Genomic DNA, 18,187 nt, shown 5'->3' with positions numbered 1-18,187 from the left:
TAAAAAATCCCCCTTTTCATAACTAGCCACCTTACTTATAAACATAATAAGGAAGTAAAATCAAACCAGCCTTCAACATTTTGTTGAAGGCTGGTTTGATTTAAATTAATACTTATTATCTTTTAGCGTATAATATTGTTTGACGATAAGGTTTACCAATGTACTGTCTTTTGATAACTTTGTATATTTTTCAATCGCTGCTTCTATTCCTTCTTGTTTTATTGTTGCTTGTAATTCCATTGCTTCCTCATCATTTGTATGATCGTATAATAGGGTTGCAGCTATACCTTTAGCTAGAAAGATAGGTTCTTCTCCTACCATTTCAACAAATTGCTTAGCAGGGCTTAAAAATCTATCATTTGGTCCTAGTTTTCTAAGTGGTGAACGTCCAACTCTTGTTACTTCGTCAATAATAAACGGGTTTGAAAAACGCTCCATAATTTTTTTTATATAGTTTGAATGAACCTCACGATCAAATTGATATTTTTTTATTAATAATTCACCAGTTTCATTGATTGTATTTTCAACAAGGTCTCTAATAGCTGCTATTTTCATAGTTTCATTGATTGTATCTATACCAGAATAATAGCCTAAATAAGCAGCAGTCGTATGGCCAGTATTCATCGTAAATAATTTTCGTTCAATATAAGGGTTTAATCCCTTAACATACGTAATACCAGTTATTTCTGGTCTTTCACCTATCATCTGTGTTTCATCTACAACCCACTCAAAGAAAGGTTCAACCATCACCATCAATTTATCCTCATTTGATTGGTTCGGTACAATTCTGTCGACAGCAGCATTTGGAAATGCAAAATATTGTTTAAATGCTTCTTTCTCATCGTCACTAATCTTTTCATACACTTTTTCTTCTAGAAACGTACTACCACCAACCATATTTTCGCAAGCAATAATATTCAATGATTTACGGTTTTTCGTTAACCTTTTTTTTAGACCTTCGGCAATAAGACCTGAAATCAATGGAAGTATGCTTGGACCAACAGCAGTCGTCACTAAATCAGCATGTACAATTGCCTCAATGACCTTCTCTGGATCCAACTGGCTATTGATGGCTTCAACATCCTTAACGATAAGTTCCTCCCGAGACTTTTCAGCTAAAACAATTCGATATTCTTTTCTATCATTTATTAAATCAACAATTTCTTTATTTACATCAACGAAGCATGTTTTGTAACCAGATTGATATAATAAACTCCCAATAAACCCTCTACCGATATTCCCCGCTCCAAAATGTAATGCTAACATTTAGTTCACCTCTTCAAAAATTGATAAGATCTCTTCTTTTGAGTCTGAATTAATAATTTTGATCACATTTTCTTCTTCAGAACATACAATTGCGATTTGTGAAAGGATCTCGAGATGTTCATTGTCTTTTCCGGCTAAGCCAATAAATAGCTTTACGATATTTCCATTTCCGAAATCTACACCATTTGGTACTTGTACAATCGCAATACCAGTTTCTTTTACTGACTTCTTAGCTTCATCTGTACCATGAGGAATAGCCACGTAATTCCCCATATAGGTTGATGATAATTCCTCACGTAAAAACATTTGATCGATATAATCTGAATTAACATAACCATTTTTCTCCAAAATGCTTCCAACTAATTGAATTGCCTCTTTTTTATTAGCTACTTCTGCGTTTAATAAAATATTTTCTTTAGGTAAAATTGATAATGTCATAGTTAAACACTCCTGTTTTCGTTAATTTTTTCATATATAAATTGTTCGAATTTTGATGTTAAATGTGCAGAAAGTAAGTTCTTATTCTTTGATTGAAAAATTTCCACACTCTTTTCATCTTCAATAATTAATGCACTTATATAACTCAACACCTCTAGCACTTGCTGCGTGGAATTTAACGGTGAAAGTAATAGCAATATATTGTCTACGTCAATCTGACTTTGATCCATCCCTTTTAAACTCATAGGACTACTAAGATTAATGATTTTAAATGATGGTATTAAGACGTGATCATTTCGCGTATGAAATAAAGCCATGTTCGTATCAGGTATCCCTAACCCCCCTACACGTTCTCTCTCGAGTAAAGCGCTTACAACTATTGGAGTTTCATTAATTACATCTAGTTTATTTAAGTGTTGACAAACAGTAGTTAACACTTCTTGTATGGGTAAAATTTGATTTATTTCTACTATTTCAAAGCCCTCTAATAATGTCACAATTACGTCAGAGTATACTTTTATGTTGTGTAGTTTTTGTAACGTCTTTTTTGTGTCATAGAGGGAGACATCTTTAAAAACATTAGTATGATCCTTTGCTACTAGTTGACTACCTTGCTCAGTTATCCGTGATTTAATCAATTCTATTTCAGACTCTGTTAATATGGGGCTGACGAGAATATAATCTTTTGGTAAATCTGGTGAATCAATCGTAGAAATAACCAAATCATATTCACGTAAATCATAGTTTCTAATGTCAAACAACGATATATTTTGTAAATCCTTAAGATTTGGTATTTCTTGTTGAATTCTATTTGCTAACATTTTAGAGGTACCAATTCCACTAGAACAAATGATTAGTGCTTTTACATTTTCTTTTGTTTTTCTACTTATTAACACTGATCCGAAGTGAAGAACTAAATAGCCAACCTCTTCATCTGGAATAGTTAAATGTGGAAAAACCTTTTCTGTCCCCTCTTTTACAATAGTAAACAAATCTGAATAGTCGGATTTTATTTTTTCTAATAGCGGATTACTAATCCCCATATGTTGTTTTATCCGATAAAGGGCAGGCCGTAAGTGAGCAATTAAACCTTGAAAAAGTGAATGATTATTTGATAAATCCTTATCTAGATATTTTTCAACGTAGTCGATAAGGCTTTTTGCTTTTATTGCAATGTTAAAACTACTATCTTCTAATAAGAATTCCTTATCGTGTCTAAGTTTTGCTCCTCTTAAATGCATAGTAATATATCCAGTTTCTGCTTCAGGAATATCTATTTCATATACTTTTTGCAATTTTTCTATGATCTTTTCGGCGATACTATACTCAACTGTGTCTTTCAATCTTCCTAAATAACCTTGATCAATTTGAATGTTTTCTCCTTGCATAATTCGCTCGATGGCTAATGAAAGGTGAACAACCAATCCAATATAGGCACTATCAGCAATGGAATAGGGTAATTCGTTATTTATTTCTTCGAGCACCTTTTCCACAATTAATAACTTTTTCTTTTCAACTAATCCTAATAACCTTTCTGAAGCAGAAGTTACTTGATGGGTTGATTTTCTTTGTATGTTTTCTCTAACAAGTGATAATAATTCAAATTCATTAACATTTTGCGAAATGATACTACTCATTGCTCTTCGCTTTGATGATTCACTTCCAAAGATTTCAACACCATAGCCTCTTTTTCGGATCAAGGATAGGTCAAATCTATTCAGTCGCTCTTCTAACTTTGTCAAATCGTTACTTACCGTAGCAATGGTTACGTTTAAATCATTTGCTAAGGAAATCAGTTTGATTGGTTCAGTTGCTTCTAGTAAGGTACAAAATATGACCGTCTGGCGTTCTTCTGGAGTATATTCATTATGGGATAAATTAAAGAGAAACAATTGTAGCTCCTCAATACTTTCCGTGCTACCATTCACTTGTATCCCTAACCCAGATTTTTTTAATAATGTTAAGTCATATTCTTTTAAAATATCTTCGACTCCCTTTAAATCTCTATGAATTGTACGAACACTTACATCAATTCGGTCAGCAATTTCCTTAACAGTAATACCTTCAGCTCTCGTAAGTAAAGTTTCAAGTATTTGTCTTTCTCTAGCAGAAATATACATTGCCATCACTCCATTTTCTTCGACCATATGCCCTACTATTTTTTGTGACAAAATTAAACTTTATTCTTACAAGTTAATAATAAACCGTTTACAACCACTACCACAACAAAAGGAAAACCTGTTTTCGTCTAAAGCATTGTTGACATTTTTTAATTAGTTTTTATTTTTCACTATACAAAAGAGGACGAAAAAAATAGAAAAGAGCTGTAGAAACTCTTTCCTATTTTTTCATTTATTTAAGATTCTCAACTAGTTCATCATATTTTGGACTATTTAAGAAATTTTCTACAGAAATATGTTGAGCGTTTGGTAACTTCGCCTTAGCTCGATCTGTTAAATCTTGATGAGTAACAACAAGATCAGCATCTGCAGGTAGATTATTAATTGACGTATTTGAAACTGTAATATCTAGTCCGGCTTTTTTGAATTTATTTTTGAGAACTGAAGCTCCCATTGCACTTGAACCCATTCCTGCATCACATGCAAAGATAACCTTACGAACATTCTCTTTATTAATTTCTTTTGTCTCTTCTTTCACTAAAGAAGCAGCTGTTTCACTTTTTTTCCCTTTCATTCCTTGCATCTTTTCAGCTGCATTAGCTAAATCGTTTGTCTCTTCATTTTGTTTGCTTGCCTTTAAGATTAATGAAGATATTACAAATGAAACTGCTGTTGCAACAACAACACCTGATAATACAGCAAAGTAATCTCCTCTAGGTGTCATTGCCACTAACGCGAAAATACTACCAGGTGATGGAGCTGCTACTAATCCAGCACTAAAAAGGTTAAATGTAAAGACACCACTTGCCCCACCTGCAATTGCTGCAATAATTAACGCAGGCTTCATTAAAATATATGGGAAGTAAATTTCATGAATACCACCGAAGAAATGAATGATTGCTGCTCCAGATGAAGATTGTTTTGCCATTCCTTTCCCAAATACCATATACGCTAACAAGATTCCAAGTCCAGGACCTGGATTTGTTTCAAGTAAAAATAGAATAGATTTACCCGTTTGTGCTGCTTGTTCGATTCCAATCGGACTTAAAATACCATGATTAATTGCATTATTTAAGAATAAGACCTTTGCTGGCTCAATAAAAATACTTGCTATTGGTAATAAACCTGCTCCAATAATTGCTTCTACCCCAGATGCTAGAAACGTATTTAATCCTAATACTACTGGACCTACTGCTTTAAATGCTACTAACGTTAATATCCCTGCTAGAATTCCCGCAGAAAAATTATTCACTAACATTTCAAAGCCTTGTCTAACTTTCCCATCAATCTTTTGGTCGAACTTCTTAATTAAATATCCACCAAGAGGACCCATAACCATTGCCCCTAAAAACATCGGGATATCCGCACCAACAATAACACCCATTGTTGCTGTTGCACCAACTACACCACCACGAACATCATAAATCATCTTACCACCAGTGTATCCTATCAATAATGGCAATAAATAAATGATCATTGGTCCGACTAGTTCTGCTAAACTTTCATTTGGTAACCAACCAGTAGGAATAAATAATGCCGTTATAAGACCCCATGCAATAAATGCCCCGATATTCGGCATGATCATACCACTTAAGTAACTTCCAAAACGCTGAACTTTAACTCTGAAACCTTTATTTGAACTTGTATTATTCATCATTTAGTTCCCCTTTCAATATATGTTTCTTACACTTTTTATAATAAAGCGTTTACAATCATTATTCCATTTAAAGAAAAGTGCATTTTGGCAAGGGGGTTGTTGTCATTTTTAACAATCCAAAAACTGTAACTATTACTAGTATGGGGTACTGAACTTATTTTTAGGCAACGTTACAACAATATTTTAGAAAAGAAAAAACACACAAGAATTTATAATCCTCGTGTGTCATTCATTCAACTTAAAAAAATTGCTCCATATCCTATTCCTAATAAAATAACGAGAGCTGGATGAACCTTCCATTTCTCTAGTAATAGAAAGCTGACAAGCAATAGAATGATTGTTTGCCAAATACCTACACCAACGTTTGAGCTTTCTATAAATCTAAAGGCAAGAACTCCTAATAGAATCGCAATGGTTGGCCGAATCAGCATTGTCATTCGTTTCACTTTCGGTGATTCTTTAAACTTATATAATATTCCAAGTAAGACAATCATCAGTAATAACGATGGTGCAACTGTTGCAAACACTCCAACAAATGCCCCGAACACACCACCTACTTCATAGCCGATATATCCTGACATTTTCGTAGCGATTGGACCTGGCAATGCATTTCCTAAAGCTAGAACCTCACTAAATTCTTCAACTGTCATCCATTGATAGCGGTTCACTACTTCATATTGGATAAGCGGAATCGAGGAGGGGCCGCCACCATACCCTACAATACCTGGAATAAAGAAAGCTAAAAATATATGAAGATATATCATTGCACGTTACTCCTTTCCTTTTGCCCATGGTCTTTTGTAGGTGCGTTAGGCTTAAGTAGTGCATAGGATAATAAAAGTGCGATAACGATTCCAGGATGGATATTTAAAAATTCAATGAACAACAAACTTGCAACAAGTAATAGAATACTTATTCCCCATCCAAGTCCTTCTTTTGACTTTTGAAAAAATTGCCACGCCAAAACTGCTAGCATAACGGCAACAACTGGAATGACTCCTTTTGTTATCCCCGCCACCCACGATTCATCTTTAAATTTCGATAAAGACGTTAATAAGACGATCATTAATATAATTGTTGGAACAATAGATGCAATAATAGCGGTTAACATTCCTGTTAAACCAGCAACACGATACCCTATATAGCCTGCCATTTTTGTGTTTATCGGACCTGGAAGAGTGTTCCCGATAGCAAGTACATCACTAAATTCGTCATCACTCATCCATTTAAACGTTTCTACAACTTCTTTATGGACGAGTGGGATCGAAGAAGGACCACCACCATAACCTAACATCCCTGATCTAAAAAATGCGATAAAAATATTTACGAGAGTTTTCATGAAAAAAATCCCACTTTCATGAGTAATTTTGACCTAACCTTATTACAATTATTTCTTCATAAGCTTATATTAACAACGATAATTTTAAAAACAAGATTACTATATTAGTGACCGATTGCAATCCCATCTCCACGCGGATCCGCTCCACCATATTTTACATTGTTTTCATCATCAATTAGTATAACACCAGCGTGACCCATGATGTCTGTAAATTCTTCGACAGCTTCTATGGAATGACCTTTCTTTTGTAGTTCATTTCTAACTTCCTTTGATATTCTAGATTCAATTTTTAAACGATTAGAATTTGCCCCCCAAGTTCGTCCATATAACCATCTTGGCGCTTCAATTGCTGCTTGAATACTGTAATTGTAATCAATAATTCTCGTAACAAGTGCTGCCTGTGTTTGTGGTTGCCCTTCCCCTCCCATCGTTCCATATACTAGATAAGGAGATTTCCCACGAAATAACATCGCTGGATTAAGAGTATGGAAGGTTCGTTTATTTGGCTGCAAGCAATTAATATCATTTGGATTAAGTGAGAAGAAACTACCTCGGTTTTGTAGCAATACTCCAGTTCCCTTTGGGATTATACCAGAGCCGAAATCATGATAGATACTTTGAATTAATGAGACTGCATTTCCATATTGATCGACTACACCGAGCCATACTGTATCTCCTTTTGGATCTAACTGCTTTTCCATACTTAGCGTTTCAGCTAAGTTAATTTTAGCCGCTAATTGTTTGCCTCTTTTTTCAGATATTAGTTCGTCAACAGGTATGTGAGAAAAGTCAGGATCTGTTAACCATTGGTCGCGATCACAAAAAGCAAGCTTTGTTGCTTCAACGATTAGATGAATGTATTCTGGTGAACCTTCCTCAATACAAGTTAGATCAAATTGGTTTAAAATGTTTAAAATCGATAATGATGCCAACCCTTGTGTATTAGGTGGAAGATTATACGCTGTATATCCACGATAATTAACAGATATTGGTTCAACCCAATCAGAACTATGCTTTCTAAAGTCTTCTTCAGTCAGTAAACCTCCATTTAATCGTAGATCATCTACAATTTGTTTTCCAATCGAACCTTGGTAAAATGCACGACTTCCTTCATTGGCAATTGTCTCTAATGTAACCGCCAAGTCGTGTTGCATCATTAACTCTCCAGCTTGATAGAGTAAGCCATTTTCTTTTAAGAAAATGTTTTGAAACTCATCAAATCTTTGTAAATTTCTAAATTCATCACTTTTTTCAGCATTTATCTTGGTCCAATAAGCTTGGCTAGGCGTTACTGGAAATCCATTCTTTGCATAGCTAATTGCTGGTTGCAGAAGCTCTAACCAAGGTATATCTCCATCCAAATAACTTTTTGAATATTGATACGCTTGATCCCAACCTGCTACAGACCCTGGAACGGTGTTTGCCGAAAGATAGCCTCTAGCTGGAATAGTTTCGTACTTTTGTTTTTGATAGAAATCAATTGTAGCTAACTCTCCAGCACGTCCACTACCATTTAACCCTTTTAACTCTTGCTTTTTAGCATTATAGACGAGCCAGAAATTATCTCCACCAATACCATTCATATGTGGATAAACGACAGAAATGGATGCAGCTGCTGCAATAGCCGCTTCTATTGCATTTCCACCGTTTTGTAGTATATTCATCCCTGCTTGAGTCGCTAAATAATGGGGGCTTGTGACCATTCCACTAGGAGCCATTGTTGTTGGTCTATAGGAAAAATGTTTATAGTTTCTCATTTTGATCTCCCCCGTTCTTTTTTTATATTTACGAAGAGTAGCCTGACAAATTAGTGATTTTCCATTAAGAATATCTTACTACCTGATTTTTCAAAGCCTCTAACCCATCAATATGACACTCAACTATGTCACCATCCCTAATCACCGTAGAACCTGGAGTTCCAGTCATAATAATGTCTCCTGGCAATAAGGTCATTACTTTTGAATGAAACGAAATAAGAAATGCTGGTGGAAACTTCATATATGACACACTTTTTTCGTGAATTGTTTCTCCATTTAATACGGTTGCTACATTTACGTTAGCTAAATCTCGTACCTCATCCTTCGTTAAAAACTGTGGGCCAAAGCTAAAAAACGTATCGAAACTTTTGGCTCGTGCTAAAAAGCGTGGATTTATTGCGTGAATATCACTAGCTGTCATATCCAATGCTGTTGTATAGCCAGCTATAACATCTTCTACTTCATCCTCTGAAATATTTTTGCAACGCTTACCGATAATGATAGCTAACTCTCCCTCTGCTGTTGTACGTTCTGACTGCTCTGGTAGGATAATGTGATCATTAGGTCCAATTAGTGTTGTATCTGGTTTAAAAAAACTAACAGGATCATCATCTACATTCACTTTCTCTATTTCTATTAAATCTGTTACATAGTTCATCCCAATTCCCCAGATTTTTCTTGGGTTCCTATATAAAGGAGCGTACTCTACTTCAGTTTGTAAAGTCATAGGGTATGTTTCCAATCTTTCTTTGCCACCATTTTGATACCATTCAATTAATTCGTTTAATTGACCTTTTTCAATGATATTGAATAGGTTTAAATCAAAAGAAAGACCCTCAAATTGATTTATCGTTTCTAGTAAAACTATTCCTTTTGTCGAGAAAACTGCGGCTAGTTCTTGATCATTATGTTTAATAGTAGCTAGTTTCATCACGTATCTCCTCAACTATTTTTTATTTGTTTCTGTTGAAATAACGCTTTATGTTCCTCAATCCATTCAAGTAATCGTAAATCTTGATGTGGTCCTGCAATAATCGACAAACCAATTGGACTTCCATCTACATTTTGCATCGGAATTGTCACTTGTGGTAACCCTGCTAACCCCGCAATACAAGACAATTGCAATGTTTGTTGACGACGTAACTCTATTTGCTCACCAGATAAATTTAATAATGGTGCTTTCCCTGGAGTCGTCGGTATAATGAACAAACCATCTTCCCCAAGTAACTCTATCAAATGGTTTTTCATTCGTTCTCTTAATAGTAATTCTTGGTTAATATCACTTAGCGTACTTGCCCATTCAAACCGACTGTCAATATCAGGACCGAATATAGGATTTTCTTTTCGGATCCATTCACCGTGTGTGTTCCAAATCTCTATTCCTTGTAAAATACGAAATACATTCATCCATTCCTGTAAACCTCCTTCTGAAATTTCTATCCATGAACTCTGCCCAAATAAACTCTCAAATCGTGCAAAAAGAGGGGAAAATGCATCTTTACTTTCATCATCCGCTAAATCCCATGCTTCATTTACAAACATATACCGATTAAATTTTTGGTTAGACAATTTTTCTGGTAATAAAATTCTACCAACTTCTAGAAGTACATCAGAGTCCTTCGTCATCCAACCGACTGTATCAAAGCTAGAAGCTAACGGGATTACGCCATCTATTGGAACTACTCCATGTGTAGGGCGAATTCCATAGATCCCACAATACGCTGCAGGAATTCGGACTGAGCCACCTGTATCGGTTCCTAATGCAAAGTCAACAAGATTACCCGCTACTGCAACCGCTGATCCACTTGAAGAGCCACCTGGTATACATTCTGGAACTTTAGGATTTACCGGTGTTCCATAATGATAGTTTTCGCCGTTTAAGCTATACATCAATTCATCCGTAATCGTCATTCCTGTTAAACTTGCGCCATTTTCTAATAACCTTTGAATGGATGTTGCCGTTTGGCTTGCCGCTTCATGCGTGCGTAACCAATCTGGATTCCCTGCGCTACATACATGCCCTTTCACACAAAAAACGTCTTTAACAGCAAAAGTTTGCCCAGTTAACAATCCTACTTTATAAGCTCCAACAATAAGGTCTTCCCGTATAAATGCATTATAATGCTTCATCACACACCTCCATGTATCATTAAAATAATAACGAAACTTTACCGGATATTACTTTACATGAACACGTCCAACGTTTTTATATACGTCTAATGCTGCTTGAACAGCTTCACCTTTATGAATGTTTGCACCGTGATGAAGAAGTACCGCTTCAAGTGCCCCTAATGTTAATAAAACATTTCTTTGTTGGCAGCTATACCCCATCGTTCCTACTCTCCAAATTTTCCCATGCAACGGTCCAAATGAGCTCGCTATCTCAATACCAAAGTCTTCAAGAAGCATCGTTCTTACAGCATCCCCGTTTACTCCTTCTGGAATGTTAATACACGTGACGGTAGGTAGCTTAAAATTCGGATTACCAAATAAACTAAGTCCCATAGCCTCTATTCCCACAACTAATGCTCGTTCATTGACGCGGTGCCTTTCAAATCTTTGTTGTAGGCCTTCTTCTAAAATAATTCGCAACCCTTCATATAATCCATATAACATCGAAGTAGCTTCTGTATGATGATTGAGTCGTGCCGGGCTCCAATAATCTTGAAGTTGGCTCAAATCAAAATAATTGCTACGAATACGTCTATCAAAATTATTCATGGATAACTGCGTTTGTGTAGCGAGTCCTTTTTCAATTGACTTCCTTTGCATTAAAATTGTTTCAATGCGGTCATTATATGTGATCGGTGCCATTCCAGAAGGTACAGAAAGACATTTTTGTGTTCCTGTAATAAGACCATCGATCATCCACTCATCCGTTTTCACATCAGTCCCTGCAACAGTCGCAACCGCATCAACAATGAGTAAAACGTCAAGTTCACGACACGCATAACCAATTTCTTTTAAGGGCTGCATTCGTCCAGTTGATGTATCACCATGAACCATTGCTACAACTTTCGGCTTCACTTTTTTTATTTCTTTTATAATTATCTCAGGATCGAATACTTCCCCCCACTCACAAACAAGTGAATGAACTCTTGCACCACACCGTTCAGATATTTCAGTGAGTAAGCCACCAAATCTACCAAAAGAAGGGATAAGCACACCATCTCCTTCTTCAATAACACTACATAACATTGCTTCAATTCCCGCTCGTGAAGTTCCATCTATCGGAAACGCCCAATGATTGTTTGTTTGCAAAACCTTACGTAATAATCCCATCGTATCATTCATTATCGCTGTAAACTGTGGATCAAATTGTCCTAGAATCGAACTAGACATTGCTTTTAAAACTCTCGGATCCACTTCAACTGGTCCTGGTGTCATAATCGTACGTGCTGGAATGTGTAAATGCCCTATATGGTTCATAAGCCTTGCCTCCTTTTTATTGAGCTAAGTTAACTAAAGTGTTGAATAATACTTGTGTTCCAATCGCACAATCTTCTGTGTCCGTCCATTCTTTCGGATGGTGACTAATCCCATCTTTTGAGCGAACAAAGATCATTCCCATTTCCGTTATATTAGCCATTATTAACGAGTCGTGTCCAGCCCCACATTGTAATTTCATTGTTGGTTGATCTAGTTGATGACAAGCCTCTTCAATAGCTTCCATCACTTTGGGTGAGCACACTTTCGGATCTACAGACTTTTTCACATCGACTTTAGCGCTAACTCCTCTTTTAATCGAAACTTGATGAATCGCTTCCCTTACTTTGTTAACCATATCGATTCGTTTTGTTTTATCAATATGACGAAGATCAATTGAAAATTTGGAAATCCCAGGAATAATATTCACCCCACCTGGCTCAATTCTTAACTTACCTACCGTTCCAACTCCACCATATTGAGTCGCTATTTTTTCCACATCTAACATCACTTCTGCCATCGCTAATCCTGAATCGTATCTCATGTTCATCGGAGTTGCACCAGCATGATCTGCATGACCTTCAAAGGTTACTTCCATCCATACAGGTCCTTGGATACTTGTTACAATTCCAATGGGGAGGTTGTTTCCTTCTAGCACTTTCCCTTGTTCGATATGCATTTCTATAAAAGCTTTGATTTCTTCTTTGTTGCGGATTGCTTCTTTATATCTTTCAGGTTGAAATCCAGCTTGGCAAAATGCCTCTTCATATGAAACTCCTTCATCATCTCTTAATTGAAGAATCGTTTCATCTAACTCTCCGGCCATCGCCTTACTTCCGATATACCCTGTACCAAATCGCGTTCCTTCCTCATCGGTAAACGAGACTACATCAATTGTGTTCTGTAATTTTATTCCAGATTCTTTTATTGATCGTACTGCTTCAATGGCTCCTAAGACACCGAGAGCACCATCAAACCTTCCACCTTGATAAACCGTATCAATATGAGAACCAGTCATAACGATCGGTTTCGTTTGATCTACACCTTTTAAGGATCCAATGATGTTTCCTACTACATCAACCTTTACGCTAAGCCCTGCTTCTTTCATGAGTTCAATTACATATTTTCTGGCAGCTAAATCTTCCTTTTGAAGAGACAATCTAGTTATTCCTTCTTCACTAATGTTTTCTGACGCACCGAATGTAGCTAGTTTCTGTAGTGAACTCCACAGTCGCTGTTGATTAATTTGATAAGTGGCAATCAAGACAATCCCTCCCAATAGTTTTCTATTTTTTCCTAGTATAATAAACAGACCTTCGTACAGTCATTATTTAAGATAACTAAATTCTATACTGCAATTTATTCAAACTAAACAAAGATTAGTGTAGAGCGAAATTGAAATTCTTCATAGTAACTAGCTGTACAAGGACCATATATGTAAAGTAACCTTACATATAATTCGAAATAAATTCACTTAAATAACAATAATTCATCCAAAAGTTGATTTAAGGCTTTTCCAATTAATTACTATAAAAAAAATAAGTCCCCCATCTTTCGGGGACTTAAGCATTTTAATTCTCATTTAGGACTTCGTTTAACAAACTAAAGTCTGTATAACTATCGAAATCTGGTAGGTTCGTAATGTTGTTCATTTCTAATAAAAACTCAGCAATTTCGTTTGAACCATCAATCATCGCCTGTGGAACTTCCATTGAATACACATTTCGTCCCATCATTTCCTTTACTTCCTCAAGCGTTAAATGTGGCATTTCTTCTTGTAATATCACTGCAGCATCATCACTGTTGGCATTAATATAGTCAGTTGCACGATTTAATGCACGAAGAAGAGCTTTTACTGTATTTGGATTTTGCTCTAAGTAATTACGATTTACTTGGAATGTTGAGTAAAAACGCATCCAATCAACGCTTCCGTCTTTTTCTGGTAAGTGAGCCTCTGTTCCACTAAAAAGTAAAGTTCCGCCAATTTCAATAGCTTTTGTAATCCATGGTTCCCAAGCAGCCATAATGTCAATGTCACCGCGTTCAAGTGCAGCAATTTGGTCAGCAGGAGCAATATTAACAAACTGTACTTTTGAAACGTCTACTCCCATTTCTTTTGCCATGTTTTGAAAAGCAATCATGATTCCAGCACCGTTAACCATTCCAACTTTTTTCCCCTCAATATCTTTGGCACTAGTAATCTCAAGTCCTGGACGCGCAACCACTGCTTGGGTTCCTGCAATGTTAGCCATCGGTGCAACAATAACTGTTGGAATATTATTAGAAGAAACTGTAATGTTCGTAATCGTAGTTTCAAAGCTTAACTGAGCATCACCACTAGCAATCATTGGTCCAATATCTGGTCCAGATTGAACAAGCCTGCTATTAACATTTAATCCTTCTTCGGCAAAGTACCCTAGTTTATCAGCAATGATTTGTTGTCCAGAAACTTGGGGACCAATTACTCCCCATAATGTTACATCTGTTTGCTCAATTTCTCCGTTTGCTTGTGGGTCAATAGTTTCTGAAGCAACTGCAAGATCCGTCGTTTCTTCTTTCTTTGCTACTTCCTCTTGACCACATGCACTTAGGACAAAGAGACTTAATAAACCAACTAGTAATGCTGTGTACCACTTGCGATTCAATTTGCTCCAATTCATGTTCACCATCTCCAATTTGTTATTTTTTATTAACCGCATCTGTAAACTGTGTTCCTTGTTTCCAGCGGAAGATACGTCGTTCAGTCATTGTAAGAATTCCTGCAAAAATCGAATAAAGTAACCCAATTAAAGCACATGCAAGAAACATATTTGCCATCATGAAAAAGTTACGCGAGTCAATAATCATATAACCTAACCCAGCATCTGCTCCAATCATTTCGGATACAACCATTGCCGAAAATGCAACAGCTAAACTTACACGCATGCCAACAAAAATAGCCGGTAACGTTGAAGGTAATATTATTTTTTTAAATACCATTGCTTGTGATGCCCCTAGTGATAATGCTGATCGTATTAGTAAAGGATTTACATTCCGGATACCATCAACCGTATAAGCAAGCATAGGTAAAGCTGTAGAATAAGTAATTAACGTTAATTTTGATACTTCTCCAACTCCTAGCCAAATGATAAAAATAGGAAGAAACGCAAATGGCGGAATAGGTCCAATCATATTCACTAACGGATCGAGAGTATTTTCAATCCATTTGTAGCGTACTATTAAAAATCCAGCAGTAACAGCTAAGATAACTCCAAGAGAAAAACCAACTGCTAAACGAGAAGTACTAGACCAAATATGTTTCCAAAGCACTCCTTGCTCGATCATCCGTAAACCAGATTGCAAGATATCAGTTGGAGTTGGAAGATAGACAGGATTAAACCAGATAAAATGAGCATTCATCATCCCAAAAATTTGCCAGATGACAAAGAAACTAACGATTGTTACTCCCCTTTGGAACGAGTCATTTTTTAATACTAAAAATAAATTCTTTTTTTCCTTAGTAGGAGTTGCTTTTGTATAAGCAGACGTTACTTTAACTGATTTGACTGTACTCATTTTGCTTCTCCTCCATTAAAATAGTTTCTAACTCTTCTGTTAATCTCGTAAACTCAGGATCACGTTGATCACGTGGCCGATCCATATTCACTTTATAATCAGCTGCAACCTGACCTTCTTTCATCACAAGTATTCGATCCCCAAGATGTATCGCTTCTGAGATACTATGGGTAACAAAAATAACAATTGGTTTTAACTCTGACCAAATTCTTGTCAATTCTCGTCTCATCGTCTCTCTTGTTAAAATATCTAATGCTCCAAATGGCTCATCCATTAATAACACCTCAGGTTCATTTGCTAAAGCCCGAGCAATTCCTACACGCTGTTTCATGCCACCTGACAATTGAGATGGATAGTGATCAGCAAACTCCGCTAAACCAACTAACTTTAAGTAGTAGTCTACTTTTTCATTTACTTTTGTTTTGTTTTCTTTTTGAATGGTGGGCCCAAAAGCAATATTTTCTCTTACTGTAAACCAAGGAAATAAGGCGTGTTCTTGGAATACAACTCCCCGTTCTTTTGCTGGACCTTTCACACGATTTTCGTTTACATAGATTTCACCTTCGTCTGGAGTTAAAAATCCAGCAATCATATTAAGTAAAGTAGATTTCCCACAACCACTATGACCAAGGATGCATACAAATTCCTCTTCTTTGATGTTAAAGTCAATTTGCTTTAAAACCTCTTTTGAATAAAAAAACTTACGAACACCACTTACTTGTAAACTCATTCAAGTTGCCCCCTTTAATAATTCATTTCAAGTATTCAGTTTTTTGCTGACCTCAATCCATCTGTTTCGGTGCAACTTATAGTCCTATCTTAAAGCGACTAGAGAAGATCGTCATTGGTCACTATATACAAAAACAAGTTTCCTATTTGATCACTTCATCTAACGTAATTAGTTTCTAAACTAATATTTGTAGTGTTATGGTCCCTTTTTTGGTCAAAAACAACCTTTCTTCGGCCAATTGTGGCAACTATTTTTTCTGTTGTTTCTACTTTTTCATAAGGAGAATACATGTCGAAATAAAATGTCAGATTTGATAACTATATATTTTTCATCTAGCTTAAAAATTGTCAGATCTGCATCATTTCCATCCTTCAATTGATCTTTTGTTTCGAAGTCCGAAGCGTTCCCCTAAATTATTGATAGGTTAAAGCAGTATCCTAAATTGATAAAAGTGTTAATTTATCAATAAAAAATGGAGCACCAATACTGATTTGGCACTCCAAAAAAAGTTATTTTTCCAATTTTCTCTACACTAAGTACTTATGATGAATTCACAGGCACTTAAATACAATAAAGCTTAACTATCAAACTCTAAATATCTTTCTATGAGACTATTGATAATCTTTTTACCCAAATAAACTAGGTAACCACAAAGACAAAAATGGGATATATGCAACAAGAAAAACAACCACTGCACCTACTAGAAAGAAAGGTACAACATCTTTCGTTGCTTTTTCAATACTGATATCAGCTAGGTGACATGAAATAAATAAATTTGACCCGATCGGTGGTGTAAACAGACCTAGAGCTAACGCACATAACATAACAATGGCAAAATGCATTGGATCAATTCCAATTCCTGTTGCGATAGGAAAAAAGATTGGTATAAATAGGAATAAATTTGGCACTAATTCCATCACCATTCCAGCTGCAAATAAAATGACAATCATGATAAATAACAAGAGCCAATCAGCTAACCCTAAAGATAGTAGCAGATCGGAAATTAGCTTAGGAATCCCCTCTCTTATTAATACGTAAGTAAAAATCATTGAACTACAAATCATAAACATAACGATTGTTGTTCCATACACGGTGTCTCTAATTGCTCCAATTATATTTTGAATATTTAACTTTTTATATATTAAACTACCGACAATCAATGCATAAAAAACTGCTAAAGCTGCCGCTTCCGTAGCTGTCGCAATTCCAAATACAATTGCCCCTATTAAAAAGATAGGTAAGACAATCGCCCAAGATGCATGCTTTAAGCTTCCCAATAATTCTTTAAATGAAGATTTACTCTCCCGAGGATACCCTCTTTTTATCGAGATAATAATCGTATACAACAAGTAACTAATTCCAATTAAAATCCCTGGAAGTACACCAGCTAAGAACATTTGGCCTACTGATAAATTCGTTAACCAAGCAATTATAATCATCGTTGTACTTGGTGGAATAATAATACCAACAACAGAACTTGATGCATTAATTGCAGCTGCAAATGATGATGAATATTTTTTCCGCTTCATTTCAGGGATTAACACACTTCCCGTCGAAGCAGCATCAGCAACTGAAGAACCAGATACCCCAGCCATCCCCATACTTGTAACAACCGAGACACATCCTAATCCACCTGGCAGCCTCCTAACCATTACATCAGCTAAATTAATGATACGATGAGCAATCGTTCCTTGTACCATTAAATGGCCTGCTAAAATAAAAAATGGAATTGCCAAAAAAGCAAATGATTGAGTATTTGAAAAAAAACGCTGTGCAAGCATTGACAAAGGAATACCCTCTATAAGAATATATAACAATGATGATGCTCCCATCGCAAAGGCAATTGGAACACCAAATAGTACCAACAAGACGAAACTAACAATCATCATCCAAACCATT

The 18,187-nt window shown here is 35.9% G+C and carries 15 protein-coding genes; all 15 read right to left on the bottom strand.

Going from position 1 to position 18,187, the window contains the following annotated elements; genetic code table 11:
- Window positions 1-105: 105 nt before the first annotated feature.
- Window positions 106-1,266, bottom strand: coding sequence for a mannitol-1-phosphate 5-dehydrogenase (locus BKP45_RS16550; protein ID WP_071389705.1), 1,161 nt, complete (start codon window positions 1,264-1,266; stop codon window positions 106-108).
- Entirely contained in the window at window positions 1,267-1,704 is a 438-nt protein-coding gene (locus BKP45_RS16545) for a PTS sugar transporter subunit IIA (RefSeq protein ID WP_071389704.1), read from the bottom strand. It lies immediately after the preceding gene.
- A 2-nt stretch (window positions 1,705-1,706) separates the two neighbouring features.
- Entirely contained in the window at window positions 1,707-3,875 is a 2,169-nt protein-coding gene (locus BKP45_RS16540) for a BglG family transcription antiterminator (protein ID WP_245747437.1), read from the bottom strand.
- A gap of 181 nt (window positions 3,876-4,056) precedes the next feature.
- Window positions 4,057-5,481 carry a PTS mannitol transporter subunit IICB gene (locus BKP45_RS16535; protein WP_071389703.1) on the bottom strand — a complete coding sequence of 475 codons (1,425 nt, stop codon included), beginning with the start codon at window positions 5,479-5,481 and terminating at the stop codon, window positions 4,057-4,059.
- A 233-nt stretch (window positions 5,482-5,714) separates the two neighbouring features.
- On the bottom strand, window positions 5,715-6,245 hold the full coding sequence (locus BKP45_RS16530; RefSeq protein ID WP_071389702.1) for a chromate transporter: 531 nt from the start codon (window positions 6,243-6,245) through the stop codon (window positions 5,715-5,717).
- Window positions 6,242-6,820: a chromate transporter gene (locus BKP45_RS16525; RefSeq protein ID WP_071389701.1), complete on the bottom strand. Its 579-nt coding sequence runs from the start codon at window positions 6,818-6,820 to the stop codon at window positions 6,242-6,244. The genes BKP45_RS16530 and BKP45_RS16525 overlap by 4 nt, the downstream gene beginning before the upstream one ends.
- Before the next feature lie 104 nt (window positions 6,821-6,924).
- A complete protein-coding gene (gene ggt / locus BKP45_RS16520; RefSeq protein ID WP_071389700.1) occupies window positions 6,925-8,577 on the bottom strand; it encodes a gamma-glutamyltransferase in 1,653 nt (550 codons plus the stop codon).
- 64 nt (window positions 8,578-8,641) lie between these two features.
- Entirely contained in the window at window positions 8,642-9,508 is an 867-nt protein-coding gene (locus tag BKP45_RS16515; RefSeq protein ID WP_071389699.1) for a fumarylacetoacetate hydrolase family protein, read from the bottom strand.
- An 11-nt stretch (window positions 9,509-9,519) separates the two neighbouring features.
- On the bottom strand, window positions 9,520-10,707 hold the full coding sequence (locus tag BKP45_RS16510; RefSeq protein WP_071389698.1) for an amidase: 1,188 nt from the start codon (window positions 10,705-10,707) through the stop codon (window positions 9,520-9,522).
- A 48-nt stretch (window positions 10,708-10,755) separates the two neighbouring features.
- Entirely contained in the window at window positions 10,756-12,006 is a 1,251-nt protein-coding gene (locus tag BKP45_RS16505) for a pyridoxal-phosphate-dependent aminotransferase family protein (RefSeq protein WP_071389697.1), read from the bottom strand.
- 16 nt (window positions 12,007-12,022) lie between these two features.
- Entirely contained in the window at window positions 12,023-13,267 is a 1,245-nt protein-coding gene (locus BKP45_RS16500; protein WP_084787838.1) for a Zn-dependent hydrolase, read from the bottom strand.
- 307 nt (window positions 13,268-13,574) lie between these two features.
- Entirely contained in the window at window positions 13,575-14,663 is a 1,089-nt protein-coding gene (locus tag BKP45_RS16495; protein ID WP_139193810.1) for an ABC transporter substrate-binding protein, read from the bottom strand.
- A 19-nt stretch (window positions 14,664-14,682) separates the two neighbouring features.
- Window positions 14,683-15,558, bottom strand: coding sequence for an ABC transporter permease (locus BKP45_RS16490; protein ID WP_071389696.1), 876 nt, complete (start codon window positions 15,556-15,558; stop codon window positions 14,683-14,685).
- Complete coding sequence (locus BKP45_RS16485) at window positions 15,536-16,288, bottom strand: ABC transporter ATP-binding protein (RefSeq protein WP_071389695.1); 753 nt, start codon at window positions 16,286-16,288, stop codon at window positions 15,536-15,538. The genes BKP45_RS16490 and BKP45_RS16485 overlap by 23 nt, the downstream gene beginning before the upstream one ends.
- A gap of 626 nt (window positions 16,289-16,914) precedes the next feature.
- A complete protein-coding gene (locus BKP45_RS16480) occupies window positions 16,915-18,186 on the bottom strand; it encodes a TRAP transporter large permease (protein WP_071389694.1) in 1,272 nt (423 codons plus the stop codon).
- Between the last annotated feature and the right edge of the window lies 1 nt (window position 18,187).

This window comes from Anaerobacillus alkalidiazotrophicus, assembly GCF_001866055.1.
Note: the sequence above shows the minus strand (reverse complement) of the source record. Positions and strands in the feature narration are given on the sequence as shown.

What these genes read in the sequence shown, in the direction of transcription:
- BKP45_RS16525 (WP_071389701.1), bottom strand. Translation starts at nt 6,820, where the DNA reads ATGAAAACTCTCGTAAATATTTTTATCGCATTTTTTAGATCAGGGATG.
- BKP45_RS16530 (WP_071389702.1), bottom strand. Translation starts at nt 6,245, where the DNA reads ATGATATATCTTCATATATTTTTAGCTTTCTTTATTCCAGGTATTGTA.
- BKP45_RS16495 (WP_139193810.1), bottom strand. Translation starts at nt 14,663, where the DNA reads ATGAATTGGAGCAAATTGAATCGCAAGTGGTACACAGCATTACTAGTT.
- BKP45_RS16535 (WP_071389703.1), bottom strand. Translation starts at nt 5,481, where the DNA reads ATGATGAATAATACAAGTTCAAATAAAGGTTTCAGAGTTAAAGTTCAG.
- BKP45_RS16515 (WP_071389699.1), bottom strand. Translation starts at nt 9,508, where the DNA reads ATGAAACTAGCTACTATTAAACATAATGATCAAGAACTAGCCGCAGTT.
- ggt (WP_071389700.1), bottom strand. Translation starts at nt 8,577, where the DNA reads ATGAGAAACTATAAACATTTTTCCTATAGACCAACAACAATGGCTCCT.
- BKP45_RS16480 (WP_071389694.1), bottom strand. Translation starts at nt 18,186, where the DNA reads ATGGTTTGGATGATGATTGTTAGTTTCGTCTTGTTGGTACTATTTGGT.
- BKP45_RS16550 (WP_071389705.1), bottom strand. Translation starts at nt 1,266, where the DNA reads ATGTTAGCATTACATTTTGGAGCGGGGAATATCGGTAGAGGGTTTATT.
- BKP45_RS16490 (WP_071389696.1), bottom strand. Translation starts at nt 15,558, where the DNA reads ATGAGTACAGTCAAATCAGTTAAAGTAACGTCTGCTTATACAAAAGCA.
- BKP45_RS16510 (WP_071389698.1), bottom strand. Translation starts at nt 10,707, where the DNA reads ATGAAGCATTATAATGCATTTATACGGGAAGACCTTATTGTTGGAGCT.
- BKP45_RS16485 (WP_071389695.1), bottom strand. Translation starts at nt 16,288, where the DNA reads ATGAGTTTACAAGTAAGTGGTGTTCGTAAGTTTTTTTATTCAAAAGAG.
- BKP45_RS16545 (WP_071389704.1), bottom strand. Translation starts at nt 1,704, where the DNA reads ATGACATTATCAATTTTACCTAAAGAAAATATTTTATTAAACGCAGAA.
- BKP45_RS16505 (WP_071389697.1), bottom strand. Translation starts at nt 12,006, where the DNA reads ATGAACCATATAGGGCATTTACACATTCCAGCACGTACGATTATGACA.